Annotated in this window: 16 protein-coding genes; 9 read left to right on the forward strand and 7 right to left on the reverse strand. The window is 71.0% G+C overall.

What is annotated here, in order from left to right; genetic code table 11:
• The first annotated feature begins 109 nt into the window (after positions 1 to 109).
• Positions 110 to 1450 carry an aspartate--tRNA(Asn) ligase gene (gene aspS, locus EDF31_RS07540; RefSeq protein WP_131845711.1) on the forward strand — a complete coding sequence of 447 codons (1341 nt, stop codon included), beginning with the start codon at positions 110 to 112 and terminating at the stop codon, positions 1448 to 1450.
• A gap of 133 nt (positions 1451 to 1583) precedes the next feature.
• Here aspS and EDF31_RS07545 read toward each other — a convergent pair whose 3' ends face one another.
• From EDF31_RS07545 to EDF31_RS20180, 5 genes are all read right to left on the reverse strand, one after another.
• On the reverse strand, positions 1584 to 1877 hold the full coding sequence (locus EDF31_RS07545; RefSeq protein WP_123292087.1) for a Dabb family protein: 294 nt from the start codon (positions 1875 to 1877) through the stop codon (positions 1584 to 1586).
• On the reverse strand, positions 1874 to 2128 hold the full coding sequence (locus tag EDF31_RS07550) for a glutaredoxin family protein (RefSeq protein WP_123338836.1): 255 nt from the start codon (positions 2126 to 2128) through the stop codon (positions 1874 to 1876). Before EDF31_RS07550 ends, EDF31_RS07545 begins: the two co-directional genes overlap by 4 nt.
• An 84-nt stretch (positions 2129 to 2212) precedes the next feature.
• A complete protein-coding gene (locus EDF31_RS07555; protein WP_003792170.1) occupies positions 2213 to 2311 on the reverse strand; it encodes an AURKAIP1/COX24 domain-containing protein in 99 nt (32 codons plus the stop codon).
• A 128-nt stretch (positions 2312 to 2439) separates the two neighbouring features.
• Entirely contained in the window at positions 2440 to 2634 is a 195-nt protein-coding gene (locus EDF31_RS07560; RefSeq protein WP_022902482.1) for a helix-turn-helix domain-containing protein, read from the reverse strand.
• Between the two features lie 100 nt (positions 2635 to 2734).
• Positions 2735 to 3250, reverse strand: coding sequence for a metalloregulator ArsR/SmtB family transcription factor (locus tag EDF31_RS20180; RefSeq protein WP_123292085.1), 516 nt, complete (start codon positions 3248 to 3250; stop codon positions 2735 to 2737).
• Between the two features lie 74 nt (positions 3251 to 3324).
• Here EDF31_RS20180 and EDF31_RS07570 point away from each other — a divergent pair, with 74 nt between their 5' ends.
• Together EDF31_RS07570 and EDF31_RS07575 are read left to right on the forward strand one after the other, a co-directional pair.
• On the forward strand, positions 3325 to 4758 hold the full coding sequence (locus EDF31_RS07570; protein ID WP_123938603.1) for a potassium transporter TrkG: 1434 nt from the start codon (positions 3325 to 3327) through the stop codon (positions 4756 to 4758).
• Positions 4759 to 4780: 22 nt separating this feature from the next.
• Complete coding sequence (locus EDF31_RS07575) at positions 4781 to 5446, forward strand: TrkA family potassium uptake protein (RefSeq protein ID WP_111084290.1); 666 nt, start codon at positions 4781 to 4783, stop codon at positions 5444 to 5446.
• Positions 5447 to 5458: 12 nt separating this feature from the next.
• On the opposite strand, the gene proC is transcribed toward EDF31_RS07575, so the two are convergent.
• Positions 5459 to 6289, reverse strand: a complete 831-nt coding sequence (proC, locus tag EDF31_RS07580) for a pyrroline-5-carboxylate reductase (RefSeq protein WP_123292083.1) — start codon at positions 6287 to 6289, stop codon at positions 5459 to 5461.
• 64 nt (positions 6290 to 6353) lie between these two features.
• Between proC and EDF31_RS07585 the strand changes: the two genes are divergently transcribed.
• Entirely contained in the window at positions 6354 to 7310 is a 957-nt protein-coding gene (locus tag EDF31_RS07585; RefSeq protein ID WP_123292082.1) for a cation diffusion facilitator family transporter, read from the forward strand.
• Here the strand turns inward: EDF31_RS07585 and EDF31_RS07590 are convergent.
• Positions 7291 to 7725, reverse strand: a complete 435-nt coding sequence (locus EDF31_RS07590; protein WP_131845854.1) for a nucleoside deaminase — start codon at positions 7723 to 7725, stop codon at positions 7291 to 7293. The two genes, EDF31_RS07585 and EDF31_RS07590, sit on opposite strands and share 20 nt — an antisense overlap.
• Before the next feature lie 76 nt (positions 7726 to 7801).
• On the opposite strand from EDF31_RS07590, the gene upp reads away from it, so the two are divergent.
• The 5 genes from upp to EDF31_RS07615 all read left to right on the forward strand — a co-directional run bounded on the left by upp (position 7802) and on the right by EDF31_RS07615 (position 13296).
• Positions 7802 to 8437 carry a uracil phosphoribosyltransferase gene (gene upp, locus EDF31_RS07595; protein WP_111084293.1) on the forward strand — a complete coding sequence of 212 codons (636 nt, stop codon included), beginning with the start codon at positions 7802 to 7804 and terminating at the stop codon, positions 8435 to 8437.
• Between the two features lie 497 nt (positions 8438 to 8934).
• Complete coding sequence (locus EDF31_RS07600) at positions 8935 to 9705, forward strand: winged helix-turn-helix domain-containing protein (RefSeq protein ID WP_123292081.1); 771 nt, start codon at positions 8935 to 8937, stop codon at positions 9703 to 9705.
• Positions 9706 to 9983: 278 nt separating this feature from the next.
• Positions 9984 to 10496, forward strand: coding sequence for a MarR family winged helix-turn-helix transcriptional regulator (locus EDF31_RS07605; protein WP_131845712.1), 513 nt, complete (start codon positions 9984 to 9986; stop codon positions 10494 to 10496).
• Positions 10493 to 11842, forward strand: a complete 1350-nt coding sequence (locus tag EDF31_RS07610) for a deoxyribodipyrimidine photo-lyase (protein ID WP_131845713.1) — start codon at positions 10493 to 10495, stop codon at positions 11840 to 11842. Before EDF31_RS07605 ends, EDF31_RS07610 begins: the two co-directional genes overlap by 4 nt.
• Positions 11839 to 13296, forward strand: a complete 1458-nt coding sequence (locus tag EDF31_RS07615; protein ID WP_131845714.1) for a serine hydrolase domain-containing protein — start codon at positions 11839 to 11841, stop codon at positions 13294 to 13296. Before EDF31_RS07610 ends, EDF31_RS07615 begins: the two co-directional genes overlap by 4 nt.
• Positions 13297 to 13350 lie beyond the last annotated feature (54 nt).

The raw sequence follows: 13350 nt of genomic DNA on the forward strand, positions 1-13350 counted from the left end.
ACGGGCCTCCCGGTCAGACCTGTGGACGACGCCGGAAGCGAGCCGCCCTGTGGAGGGGAACACCCTGCGGACCGACGCCGCCGCACGCAGACGGTTAGACTCGACCACCGTGATCGAACGCACCCGCATCGCCGACCTCGCTGCCCTCCCCGACGGCCCCGTCTCCGTGGCCGGATGGGTCGAGACCGTCCGAGACCAGAAGAAGGTGCAGTTCGTCGTCCTCCGCGACGAATCCGGCGCCGTCCAGCTCGTGAACCCCGCCACGCGCGAGGCCGCGGACGGTGACGACGCCGCCCAGGCCGCGCTCGCCACCACCACCGAGATCTCAGCCCTCGCCCACGGCACCTTCATCCACGCCACCGGCACCCTGAAGCACGACGAGCGCGTCAAGCTCGGCGGGCTCGAGGTCAAGGTCGGCACGCTCGAGGTGGTGAGCGCCGCGATCCCGGAGACCCCGATCGCCGACGACTCGTCGCTCGACAAGCGGCTCGACTGGCGCTTCCTGGACCTGCGCAACCGCAAGCAGAACCTCATCTTCCGCATCCAGACGACCCTGGAGCACGCGTTCCGCACCTACTGGGTGGACCGCGACTACATCGAGATCCACACCCCGAAGCTGATGGCGTCGGCGTCCGAGTCGCGCGCCGAGCTCTTCCAGCTCGAGTACTTCGAGACGACCGCCTACCTGGCGCAGTCGCCGCAGAACTTCAAGCAGATGGCCCAGCCGGCCGGCTTCGGCGCCGTGTTCGAGATCGCCGACGCGTTCCGCGCGGACCCCTCCTTCACGAGCCGCCACGCGACCGAGTTCACGAGCGTCGACGCTGAGTTCTCGTGGATCGAGTCCCACGAAGACGTCATGGCGATGCACGAAGAAGTCCTGGTCGCCGGCATCACCGCGGTCAAGGAGAAGTACGGCAAGGACATCGAAGAGGTCTTCGGCTTCGAGCTGCAGGTCCCCGCGACGCCGTTCCCCCGCGTGACCCTGGCCGAGGCCCGGAAGATCGTGGCCGACAGCGGCCACGACGTCGTCCGCGCCGACGGCGACCTGGACCCCGAGGGTGAGCGCCGCGTCGCCGCCTGGGCGAAGGAGCACCACGGTTCGGAGTTCGTGTTCGTCACCGAGTACGACGCCTCGATCCGGCCGTACTACCACATGCGCAAGCCGGGCGACCCCTCGCTCACGAACAGCTACGACCTCATCTTCAACGGCGCGGAGATCTCCACGGGCGCACAGCGCGAGCACCGCGTCGACGTGCTCGAGGCGCAGGCCGTCGAGAAGGGCCTCGACCCCGAGGAGCTCGGCTGGTACCTCGACTTCTTCCGCTACGGCGTGCCGCCGCACGGTGGGTTCGGTATGGGCCTTGCGCGCGTGCTCATGCTCATGTTGGGTGAGCCGTCCATCCGCGAGGTCACGTACCTCTTCCGTGGACCGACGCGCCTGACCCCGTAGTCACATCGCGCGGCGCCCCGCGCGAGCGCACATGGTGAGCAGAAATGGTCGCCTCCCGATACGGGAGGCGACCATTCCTGCTCACGAAGCGCCGCAGCGCACGCAGCACCGGGGGCGGGACGGGAGGCCCGGCTCAGCTCTGCCAGTCGATGGCAGCCCGCCCCGTGACCAGTCCACGGATCTCGGCTGCGGCAGCCTGGTGGTCCGGGTGCACCTGGTACTCGTCGAGTCCGGCGAGGTCGTCGAACGACGCGACGACGGCGACGTCGCTGTTCTTCTCCGGGTAGGCGACGTTCTCGACGACCTCGAGCGAACGGATCGACCCGATGGTGCCGGTCAGGCCGGTCAGGAGTTCGCGGATCCGGGCGATGGTCGCGGCGCGGTCGAGGTCTTCGCGCAGGGTCCAGGCGACGACGTGGGAGATCATGCGGGGGAACCGGCCTTCTCGAGGGCACGTGCGAGCCGGTCGGCGTCGACGTGCCAGTTGCTGTGGACGCGCCCGTCGACCAGCACGACGGGGATGTCCTCCGCGTACTCCTGGCGGAGGGCGTCGTCGTCGAGGATCGAGCGTTCCTGCAGGGTCACGCCGGGGTGTTCGGCGACGACGCGTTCGACCACGGGCCGTGCATCGTCGCAGAGGTGGCATCCGGGCTTCGTCAGGAACGTCACTGCGGGCATGGCTCCAGCGTAGCCCGCGGTCCGCGTCCCCTGGGGAATGCGAAAGCCCCGGCGAACCGGGGCTTGACGCTGCAGGCTCGGGGCCTACTTCTTGTTGCGACGCTGGTGGCGCGTCTTGCGAAGCAGCTTGCGGTGCTTCTTCTTCGCCATGCGCTTGCGACGCTTCTTGATGACAGAACCCATGTGGACCTCGCTCGGACTGTGCTGATGTATCGGACACCGGGCCGTCGAGACCGCGGAAAATCAACCCGGCCGAGTCTACCGGAGGGCTGACGCGATGTCGAACGCGCCCGGAACGGACGGGTGTGCGCTCAGCCGACGTCTGCGATGCCGCCGCGCAGCACGTCGGCGACGGCTGACTCGGGGACACGGAAGGACCGGCCGAAACGGATGGCGGGGAGCTCACCGGCGTGGACCATGCGGTACACGGTCATCTTCGAGACACGCATCATCTCGGCGACCTCAGCGACGGTGAGGAAGCGCACGTCGTCGAAACTGCCGGTCATGATCCGCCTTCGGTGGCTCGCACGCGATCCGCGCACGGGTTTGGTGTGACCTGTGTGGTCACTGGCAACTGTAGAGGCGCGTGCGACCCAGTGTCCAGGCTCAGTCTTCGTCGCCGCGGCGGGTGAAGCGCTTGCGGCTGCGGTCGACGACACGCTCCCAGCCCTGCTGCGCACCGGAGATCGCCGCGGTGGCCCGGTAGGACGCCTCGGCCATGACACGCCCGAGCTCGGTCCCGACCTCGACGGTGGTCTTGCCGGCAGCACCGTTCCGGCGGACGGACACGGGCTGACCGTCGGGGGTCCAGGCCGTGGTCGCGGGCATGCCGTCGGCGTCGACCGCGCCGGTGAACGGCAGGACCCAGTCCTCCAGCGACACGAGCGGTTCCGGGTCGAGCCGGTAGAAGCGGTGCTGCCCTTCTTCGCGGCTGGTGACGAGTCCGATGTCGCGCAGGACCCGGAGGTGCTTCGACACCGTCGGCTGGCTGACGCCCAGTCGTTCGACCAGTTGCCCGACGCTGAGTTCCCCGCCGGTGACGTCCGATCCGTACGCGGCGAGGAGGGTCCCGAGCAGCTCGCGCCTCGTGGGGTCCGCCACGACGGAGAAGATGTCGGCCATGCGGGCAAGGCTAGCCGGGGCACCACGGATGTACCATGACGAACCGTCCCGGCCCATGTCCTCGGAGGCATACGATGCTCGACCGTACCGAGCCGCTCCCGCGGCACGTGACCGTCACCCGACGACGCGGCGGACGGATCGCGACGGTCCTGCGCTCGTCGCCGTCACGTCTGGCGATCCTGGTGTTCGTCGCCCTCATCTTCGTGTTCACATCGCTGTTCATGACCCCGTGGGCGGCAGCCGACGGGACCGGCACGCACTTCTCCGACGCGCTGTTCACGGCGGCGTCGGTGGTCTGCGTCACGGGCCTCGCGACCGTCGACATGGCCACGCACTGGTCGGTGTTCGGCAAGGTCCTCGTGGTGATCGGGACGCAGATCGGTGCGGTGGGCGTCCTGACCTTCGCGTCGATCCTCGGGCTCTTCGTGACCCGCAAGCTCGGGCTCCGCGCGAAGCTGATGGCCGCGGGCGACTCGAACCCGCTCCGCACCCACCACGGGGCGGTCCCCGAGGGGCAGGCCGTCCGCCTCGGCGAGGTCGGCACCCTGCTCGCCACGGTCGCGGTGAGCACCCTGTCGATCGAGATCGTCCTCGGCCTGCTGCTGCTGCCGTCCGTGCTGATCGCCGGCATCCCGTTCTGGACCGCGGTCGGCGACTCCTTCTACTACGCCGCCATGGCGTTCACGAACACCGGCTTCTCACCGAACGCGGACGGCCTCGACCCGTTCGCCCACGACTACTGGTTCCTGACGCTCCTGATGATCGGTGTCGTCGCGGGGTCGATCGGCTTCCCGGTCATCCGCACCCTGACGAAGCAGCTCCGCACGCCGCGCCGCTGGCCCATCCACGTCAAGCTCACGCTGGCCACGAGCGCCGTCCTGCTCATCGGCGGTGCGATCGTCTACACCGCGCTCGAGGCGTCGAACCCGACGACCTTCGGCGAGGAAGGCGCGGGACGGACCGCGTTCCAGGCCCTCTTCCTGTCGACGATGACCCGGTCCGGTGGCTTCTCGCTCGTCGACTTCGACCAGCTGAACGGCTCGAGCCTGCTCGTCACCGACATGCTCATGTTCATCGGCGGCGGGTCGGCCTCGACCGCCGGCGGCATCAAGGTCACGACGCTCGCCGTGCTGTTCCTCGCCGCAGTCGCCGAGGCCCGGGGCCGGCAGAGCATGGAGGCGTTCGGCCGCCGCATCCCGAGCGACGTGCTGCGGGTCGCGGTCGCCATCGTGCTCTGGGGGGCGACGATCGTGGCCGTCGCGACCGTGGTGCTCCTGCAGATCACGGACGATTCGCTCGACCGTGTCCTGTTCGAGGTGATCTCGGCGTTCTCCACCAGTGGGCTGTCCTCGGGTGTCTCCGCGAACCTGCCCGAGTCCGGCAAGTACGTCCTGGCCGCCACCATGTTCCTCGGCCGGGTCGGTACAGTGACGATCGCCGCAGCCCTGGCCGCGAGTCAGAGCCGGCAACTGTTCCGCCGTCCCGAGGAGAGGCCGATCGTTGGCTGACCGAACCCGTCCCCCGCACCCGATGGGTGCGATCAGTCACGACGCACCCGTGCTCGTCATCGGCCTCGGCCGGTTCGGCGCCGCCACCGCCGGTCAGCTCGAACGGCAGGACCGCGAGGTGCTGGTCGTCGACACCGACCCGGGCCTGGTGCAGAAGTGGTCGGACCGGGTCACGCACGCCGTGCAGGCCGATGCGACCGACATCGACGCCCTGCGCCAGATCGGTGCGCAGGACTTCGCGATCGCGGTCGTCGGCACGGGCAGCGACCTGGAGTCGAGCGTGCTGATCACCGCGAACCTGGTCGACCTCGGCATCCCGCAGATCTGGGCGAAGGCCATCAGCCGGTCGCACGGCACGATCCTGTCCCGCATCGGCGCGAACCACGTCGTCTACCCGGAGCGCGAGGCCGGCGAGCGCACGGCACACCTGGTGTCCGGGCGCATGCTCGACTTCATCGAGTTCGACGACGACTTCGCGGTGGTGAAGATGTTCCCGCCGCGGGCGGTGCGCGGCAAGGACCTCGCGACCACGGTGATCCGCACGCGGTTCGGCCTGACGGTGCTCGGCATCAAGCCGCCGGGCAGCCCGTTCGTGCCGGCGACGCCGGAGAGCATCATCGGCGAGAACGACGTGATCATCGTCTCGGGGTCCGAGACGGACCTGGAGCGCTTCGCCGCCTACGAGTAGTCCCGACCGCGGCTACGACGCCGCGATCTCCTCCGCGCGCGCGATCGCCGCGCGCGACGCGCGCAGGAACGTGTCGGCCAGGTCGGCGTCCTGCAGCACCGCGACGGCCCGCTCGGTGGTGCCCTTCGGGCTCGTGACGGCACGCCGCAGGTCTGCGGGTCCGCGATCCGACCGGTCGAGCAGCTCGACGGCACCCCGGAGCGTGCCCTGCACCATCGCGGCCGCCTGCTCGGGGGCGAAGCCCAGCGCCTCCGCGGCACGCTGCCACTCCTCGACGAGCAGGAAGACGTAGGCCGGGCCCGAGCCGGACACCGCCGACAGGGCGTCGAGCTGCGCCTCGGGCACCTCGAGCACCCGTCCTGACGCCGTGAACACCGACGACGCGAGCGCGACGGCCTCGGCGTCCGCCGATGCCCCGGCGCTGATCCCGGTGACGCCGTGGCCGACGCCGATCGGCGTGTTCGGCAGCGCCCGGACGACGCGGACCCCGGCCGGCACCCGCGCCTCCATGCTCGCGGTGGTGGTGCCGACCGCCACGCTGACCAGCACCGCACCGGGCTCCAGGTCGGCGGCGACCTCGTCGAGCAGGTCCGCGATCACGTACGGCTTCACACCGACGACGACGAGTGCCGCGCCACGGACGGCCGAGCGGTTCGCGTCGGGGTCGGTGTCGCTCGCGGTGGCGTCGAGCCCGCGCTCCCGGTGGGCGGCCGCCGACGCCTCGGACTTCGTCGTGAGGGTCACGGTCGCCGGGTCGAGTCCGGCGGCGAGCAGGCCGTCGAGGACCGAGCCGGACATGGAGCCGACGCCGAGCAGGGCGGTACGGGGCAGGTCGATCGTCATGCTCCCGACCCTACCGACCGGCCTCGCCTAGGATCGTCTTCCAGATCGGGAGAAGGGGACAGCTGTGAGCGCTTCAGGAGGCACGAAGGCGATCCTCGCCGCACTCGGTGCGAACGTCGGCATCGCGATCGTGAAGTTCGTCGCGGCGGCGATCAGCGGGTCCGCGTCGATGCTGGCCGAGGGCGTGCACTCCCTGGCCGACTCCGCGAACCAGCTCCTCCTGCTGCTCGGTGGTCGCCGGGCGCGCCGCGCCGCCGACGAGGAGCACCCGTTCGGCTACGGCCGCGAGCGCTACGTCTACGCCTTCGTCGTCTCGATCATCCTGTTCTCCGTCGGCGGCGTCTTCTCGCTCTACGAGGGCATCGAGAAGCTCGCCCACCCGCACCCGCTCGAGAACTGGTGGCTGCCGCTCGTCGTGCTCGTCATCGCGATCGGGCTCGAGGGCTTCTCGCTCCGCACCGCACTGAAGGAGGCCCGGCCGCAGAAGGGCACGCTCAGCTGGGTCCAGTTCGTCCGCCGCGCCAAGGCCCCGGAGCTGCCCGTCGTCATGCTCGAGGACACCGCGGCACTGCTCGGCCTGGTGTTCGCACTCTTCGGCGTCGGGCTGACCGCGATCACCGGCAACGGCGTCTTCGACGCGATCGGCACGATCTTCATCGCCGCACTGCTCATCGCCGTCGCCGTCGTCCTGGGCATCGAGACGAAGAGCCTCCTCGTCGGGGAAGGCGCGACCGCCGCCGACGTCGAGCGGATCAAGCACGCGGTGCTCGACGGCCCGGAGGTCGACTCGATCATCCACATCAAGACCCTGTACCTGGGTCCGGACGAGCTGATGGTCGGCGTGAAGGTCGCCGTCGACGGCGACCGCCGCCTGGGGGACGTCGCCGCGGGCATCGACACGGTCGAGCAGCGGGTGCGCTCCGCGGTGCCGATCGCCCGGGTCATCTACGTCGAGCCCGACGTGCTCCGCACCGGTCCGCGCCCGCCGACCGAGGCGATCGTCATCCTCGCCGCTGACTGAAGAACGCGTCGAGCAGCGCGGCGCACTCGCGTTCGAGCACGCCGCCGACGACCTCGGAACGGTGCGGCAGCCGGCGGTCCCTGGCGATGTCGTAGACGCTGCCGGTCGCGCCCGCCTTCGGGTCCCAGGCACCGAACACGACCCGCGGCACACGTGCGGCCAGGATCGCCCCGGCGCACATCGGGCACGGCTCGAGGGTCACGACGAGCGTGTGCTCGTCGAGGTGCCAGTCCCCCGTGACCGCAGCGGCCGCGCGGAGCGCCAGTACCTCGGCGTGGGCGGTCGGGTCCTGCAGCGCCTCGCGCTCGTTCCGGCCGACGGCGACGACGACGCCGTCGCGGTCGAGCACCACCGCCCCCACGGGCACGTCGCCGGTCGCCACGCAGGCCCGGGCCTCGTCGAGCGCGCGCTCCATCGCCGGGACGAACGGACGGGCAGCGGGCGCTTCCACGGGACCTCCAGGTGGTCGGCAGCACGGTAGGCTCGACCCTATGCGAGTCCACGTCGCCGACCACCCGCTCATCACCCACAAGCTCTCGGTGCTCCGCGACCGGACCACACCCTCCCCCACGTTCCGCGCCCTGACCGAAGAGCTCGTCACGCTCCTCGCGTACGAAGCCACGCGGAACGTCCGGGTCACCGCGACGCCCATCGACACCCCCGTGGCGCACACCATGGGCGTCTCGATCGCCAAGCCGCGTCCGCTCGTCGTCCCGATCCTGCGTGCCGGCCTCGGCATGCTCGAAGGGATGGTCAAGCTCGTGCCGACGGCCGAGGTCGGGTTCCTCGGCATGGCCCGCAACGAGGAGACGCTCGAGCCGCAGACCTACGCCGAGCGCCTGCCCGACGACCTGTCCGGCCGTCAGTGCTTCGTGCTCGACCCGATGCTGGCCACCGGCGGGACCCTCGCCGCTGCCATCGACTTCCTGTTCGCCCGCGGTGCCGAGGAGATCACCTGCGTGTGCATCCTCGGTGCGCCGGAGGGGCTCGCCATGGTCGAAGAGGCCGTCGGCGACCGCAACGTCTCGATCGTCCTCGGTGCCCTCGACGAGAAGCTCGACGAGAACGGGTACATCGTCCCCGGTCTCGGCGACGCCGGCGACCGCCTCTACGGTCTGGCCGAGTAGGCAGTCGACGTCACCGACGATCGACGGGAGGCCCGTGGCGACACCGCCACGGGCCTCCCGTCGTCCGTCAGCCCGGTCCACCGCCACCGGTGCGCGGAACGCACCGTCTGCTCGGACGGTTGACACCACCTTGGTATACCGCCGATACTCGTCCCATGACTGCAACCGTGTCCACCCGCGTCCTCTCCGAGGTCCAGGGGACTGCCGGCATGATGATGCCGGTCGCCGTCATGCGTTGTCGAATGTGTGCCTGATCGGCACCCGTTCCAGCCGGATCCCCCGCGACACCACCCCGGTCGCGAGCGTGTGATCCCCGGGTGACGGACACCGTCGGCGACGCGCACCACGTCACGAGGTCTGTCTCCCGTTCCCCCGGGTCCGCCCCGGTCCGCAGCAGGACCGCAGGGCACATCGGCATCCAGCCGTACCCGGGTCGACGCATTCGACACCGCCGCCAGCGCCACACGCGCACCGGCCACATCGCCCGGAGAACCACCATGTCGCTCACCATCGCCCAGCCCCGCACCGCGCTCCGCACCGCCGCTCCGGCGCCGACCGACCTCGGGACGGTCACCCCGATCCGTCCGCGTCCCGCGACGCCGGCCACGACCGGGCAGACGAGCGTGCCGACCAGCCCGGTCGTCGCACCGCAGCGCAACCGCTCCCTGCCCGAGGGCACCGAGGCCCGTGGCTTCGCGCTCTACGTCGGGATCGACGAGGCGAAGGCGGCAGCGGCCGGTACGACGCTCGCAGCCGTCGTCGAGCAGCTGAAGGCACTGACCGCGCAGCTGGTGCCGAACTCGGAGACCTACGCTGCCGTCGCTGTCGCCGCGGAGCAGTCCGGTGGCCGTGACGTCGACGTCGTCCGACTGGCCCTGCAGGACCGGTCCGCGGTCGCCGCCCGCAAGCAGGCCGAGAAGCCCGAGCCGGAGGAGACCGGGGTCGTCATCGACATCTCCCGCAAGCGCGTCACGCTCGACGGCGACGCGGCTCCCCTGACCTACAAGGAGTTCGAACTCCTGCAGTTCCTGGTGCTGCGCGAGGGCCAGACGGTGGACCGCTCGGCCATCATCGACGGCCTGTGGTCGGACGGCGAGGACGAGACCCCGAACGAGCGCACCATCGACGTGCACGTGCGTCGTCTCCGCTCCAAGCTCGGCGCGTTCGAGGAGATCGTCCGCACCGTCCGCGGCGTGGGCTACCGGTTCGACCGGCACGCCGACGTGGCCGTCCGCTACGCCTCCACGCCCTCACCCGACCTCTTCTGATCCTGATCGGTCGCTCTTGGTGAACTCGCAGCGAACGACGCACGGGGAGGCTAGCGCGCCGTTACCGCTTCGTTATACAGTCGGTGGTGCAGACGGTGTTTGCTGTGGCACCGCCTGCGGAATGTGATTGCAGGAAACTCTTGGTGCAAGGGAGAGGGCCGGTCGCTCGGAAGAGCGGCCGGCCCTCGTGCATGTCCGAGCGCGTGCATGTCGAACCCGCGCCTGTCGGGGGCCGTCGGTAGTGTGGACGGACCGTCCGACCAGAGGGGAGCGCCATCGTGAGCGAGTCACGCCGCAGCGAGAAGGCGACCGCCGTCGCCGCCTGGGAATCACTGTTCCGCGCCCAGGTCACCGTGATGCGGAGCCTCAACGCGGATTTCCCCGGCGGCGAGATCTCCTTCAACGAGTACGACGTCTGCTTCAACCTGTCGACGCAGCCCGGTCGACGCTGCCGCATGCGTGACCTCACCGGCCACCTGCTCCTCACCCAGCCGAGCGTGAGCCGTCTGGTCGATCGCCTGCTCGCCCGCGGGATCGTCGAGAAGCAGCCGGATCCGTCCGATGCCCGCGGCGTCATCGTGGCGCTCACCCCGCACGGGTTCGACGTCTACCGCCAGGTGGCCGTGCAGCACGCGGCGAGCATCGCGCAGCAGGTCGGCGCCGGACTGTCCGACGCCGAACTCCGCACCCTCACCGAGCTCTGCACGAAGCTGCGCCTCGCGGTCGGCACCGCCCCGGGCCGACGGGCCGTCGCGCGGTCGGTCTCCGAGTCGGACCCGGCACCGGTGTGACCGGCGCACTGGTCTGGCTCCGCGACGACCTGCGGCTGGCCGACAACCCTGCGCTGCGTGCCGCGATCGACCACGGCGGCGACGTCACGGTGGTCTACGTCCTCGACGACGAATCCCCCGGCATCCGTCCCGCGGGCGCGGCGAGCCGTTGGTGGCTCCACCACTCGCTCACCGCGCTGGACGGCGAACTGCGTGACCGTGACTCGCGGCTGGTGCTGCGACGGGGTGCGGCCGCCGCGGTGATCGACACCCTCGTCGCCGACACCGGTGCCGACGCCGTGTTCTGGAACCGTCGGTACGGTCCGGCCGAGCGCGAGGTCGACGCCGGCATCAAGAGCGCCCTGCACGACCGCGGCATCGAGGCGCACAGCTTCGCGGCGAGCCTGCTCTGGGAACCGTGGACCGTCCGCACCGGGCAGGGCGAGCCGTACAAGGTGTTCACCCCGTTCTGGCGCGCTGCCCAGGCGATGCCGGAACCACGGCACCCGCTCCCGAAGCCGCGCGACCTGCCCGCCCCGGCCCGGGTCGCGAGCGACGACCTGCGCCAGTGGGACCTGCTGCCGACCCGTCCCGACTGGGCCGGCGGACTCCGCGATGCCTGGGAGCCCGGCGAGCACGGCGCACACCAGCGGCTCGAGCACTTCGTCACCCATGCGCTCGAGGACTACGACCAGCGCGACGAACCCGCCATGGCCGCCACGAGCGACCTGTCCCCGCACCTGCGCTGGGGCGAGGTCAGCCCGTACCAGGTGTGGCACCGGCTGCACGGAGCGCTCGAGCCCGAGCAGCGCCAGAACGCCTCCGCCTTCCTGCGACAGCTGGCCTGGCGCGAGTTCAACTGGAACGAGTACTTCCACTGCGAGGACATCAGGACGGTGAACGTGCGTCGCGAGTTCGACGCGTTCCCGTGGCGGGAAGCCCCCGATGCCGAGGTCGACCGGTGGCGCACCGGGACGACCGGGTTCGACCTCGTCGACGCCGGCATGCGCGAGCTGTGGCACTCCGGCGCCATGCACAACCGCGTCCGGTTGGCGACCGCGAGCTTCCTCGTCAAGAACCTGCTCGTCGACTGGCGGGTGGGCGAGCAGTGGTTCTGGGACACCCTCGTCGACGCCGACTCCGCCAACAACGCCGCGAACTGGCAGTGGGTCGCCGGGTCGGGCTTCGACGCGGCGCCGTACTTCCGGGTGTTCAACCCCGACCGGCAGCTCGAGCGCTTCGACCCGCACCGCGAGTACGTGCACCGGTGGGTGCCGTCGGAGGAGCTCCGGCCCGAGCCGATGGTCGACCTCAAGGCGACCCGGCAGCGCGCGCTCGACGCGTACGCCGAGATGCGTCGGTCATGAGCCCGTGGGACACCGCCGTCGCGCAGGTGGACGCGCTCTTCCGTGACCGTGTCGACCGTGGCGTCGCGCCGAGCAGTGCGTGGGGTGTGTTCGACCGGACGGGTCTCGTCGCCTCCGGGGGCCACGGCGACCGCGGCGACGGGCAGCGGCCGGACGCCGACACCGTCTACCGGATCGCATCGTGCACGAAGAGCGTCACCGCGGCGACGCTGCTGACGCTGGTGTCCGACGGCCGACTGGACCTCGACGCGCCGATCACCGCGTTCGTCCCGGCGTTCGGCGCCGTGCCCCTGCCCACGCCGGACTCCCCCGTACCGACCGTGCGGATGCTGCTGACCATGTCGGCCGGCTTCCCCACCGACGATCCCTGGGCGGACCGGCAGGAGTCGATCAGCGACGCCGAGCTCGACGACGTCCTGCGCGGCGGGCTGTTGTTCGACTCGGTGCCGGGCACCCGGTTCGCGTACTCGAACCTGGGCTACGCCCTGCTCGGGCGGGTCGTCGCCGTCGTCACCGACCGTCCGTTCACCCAGGCAGCACGTGACACCGTGCTCCGACCGCTCGGTCTCGACCACACGGTGTTCAGCGCGGCCGAGGCGCAGGGACCGGTCGTCACCGGGTTCCGCCCGCACGACGGCGACTGGGAGCCCCTGCCGATGACCGGCCCGGGTGCGTTCTCGTCGATCGGCGGACTGTTCTCCACCGTCCGCGACCTCGCACGGTGGGCGACGCACCTCGGGTCGGCGTCCTCCGACGCCCCGGAACCCGGCCCGGTCTCCCCCGCCGATCGCCGGCTCTTGCAGCAGGCGATGCGGGTCGTGCCGTCGTCCGTCGTCCCCGGCTCGTCACGCGCCACGGCGTACGGCTTCGGGCTGTTCGTCGAACAGGACGACCGGTTCGGCGAACTCGTCTCGCACTCCGGCGGCTACCCGGGGTTCTCGGCACACATGCGCTGGTCCGCGCAGACCGGTCTCGGTGTCGTCGCGTTCGAGAACGCCACGCAGGCGAAGGTCTCCGCCGCTGCCCAACAGGCACACGACCGGCTCCTGGACGCAGCGCGTCCGGCGGCGTCCGACGGGCACGGCGACACGCGGACCGGACCGGTGCGCCGCCCCGGCGCCGAGCCGACCGTCCGGGCGACGCGAGCGGCGCAGGCTGCCGTGACGGGCCTCCTGGCCGACTGGCAGGACGACGTGGCGGACGCGGTCTGCACGCCGAACGTGGCGATGGACGTCCCCTACGACCGACGCCGGCGGGCGATCGCGGCGGCGGTGGCCGAGGTGGGTGCCGACCTGACCGCCGCTCCCGTCGCCGAGCAGTCGTCGGCGCCGTCGCACCTGCGGTGGTGGCTGCCCGGCACCTGCGGGCGCCTGCGCGTCGAGATCCGGCTCGCCCCTGGCGCGGCAGGACGCGTCCAGACCCTCACCGTCGTGGCAGAGCCCGCAGAGCGCTGACACACCGGACCGCACGCGACGGGCCGGTCAGGTCCGTGTCGGTGCCGGTCTGGC

Origin of the sequence: Curtobacterium sp. PhB142 (genome assembly GCF_004341255.1) — a bacterium.
Lineage (GTDB): Bacteria > Actinomycetota > Actinomycetes > Actinomycetales > Microbacteriaceae > Curtobacterium.

Coding starts and splice junctions, on each gene's coding strand:
- upp (WP_111084293.1), top strand. CDS start 7,802: ATGCGAGTCCACGTCGCCGACCACCCGCTCATCACCCACAAGCTCTCG.
- EDF31_RS07550 (WP_123338836.1), bottom strand. CDS start 2,128: ATGCCCGCAGTGACGTTCCTGACGAAGCCCGGATGCCACCTCTGCGAC.
- EDF31_RS07560 (WP_022902482.1), bottom strand. CDS start 2,634: ATGACCGGCAGTTTCGACGACGTGCGCTTCCTCACCGTCGCTGAGGTC.
- EDF31_RS07615 (WP_131845714.1), top strand. CDS start 11,839: ATGAGCCCGTGGGACACCGCCGTCGCGCAGGTGGACGCGCTCTTCCGT.
- EDF31_RS07570 (WP_123938603.1), top strand. CDS start 3,325: ATGCTCGACCGTACCGAGCCGCTCCCGCGGCACGTGACCGTCACCCGA.
- EDF31_RS07545 (WP_123292087.1), bottom strand. CDS start 1,877: ATGATCTCCCACGTCGTCGCCTGGACCCTGCGCGAAGACCTCGACCGC.
- EDF31_RS07575 (WP_111084290.1), top strand. CDS start 4,781: ATGGGTGCGATCAGTCACGACGCACCCGTGCTCGTCATCGGCCTCGGC.
- EDF31_RS07600 (WP_123292081.1), top strand. CDS start 8,935: ATGTCGCTCACCATCGCCCAGCCCCGCACCGCGCTCCGCACCGCCGCT.
- proC (WP_123292083.1), bottom strand. CDS start 6,289: ATGACGATCGACCTGCCCCGTACCGCCCTGCTCGGCGTCGGCTCCATG.
- EDF31_RS07555 (WP_003792170.1), bottom strand. CDS start 2,311: ATGGGTTCTGTCATCAAGAAGCGTCGCAAGCGCATGGCGAAGAAGAAG.
- EDF31_RS07590 (WP_131845854.1), bottom strand. CDS start 7,725: ATGGAGCGCGCGCTCGACGAGGCCCGGGCCTGCGTGGCGACCGGCGAC.
- EDF31_RS20180 (WP_123292085.1), bottom strand. CDS start 3,250: ATGGCCGACATCTTCTCCGTCGTGGCGGACCCCACGAGGCGCGAGCTG.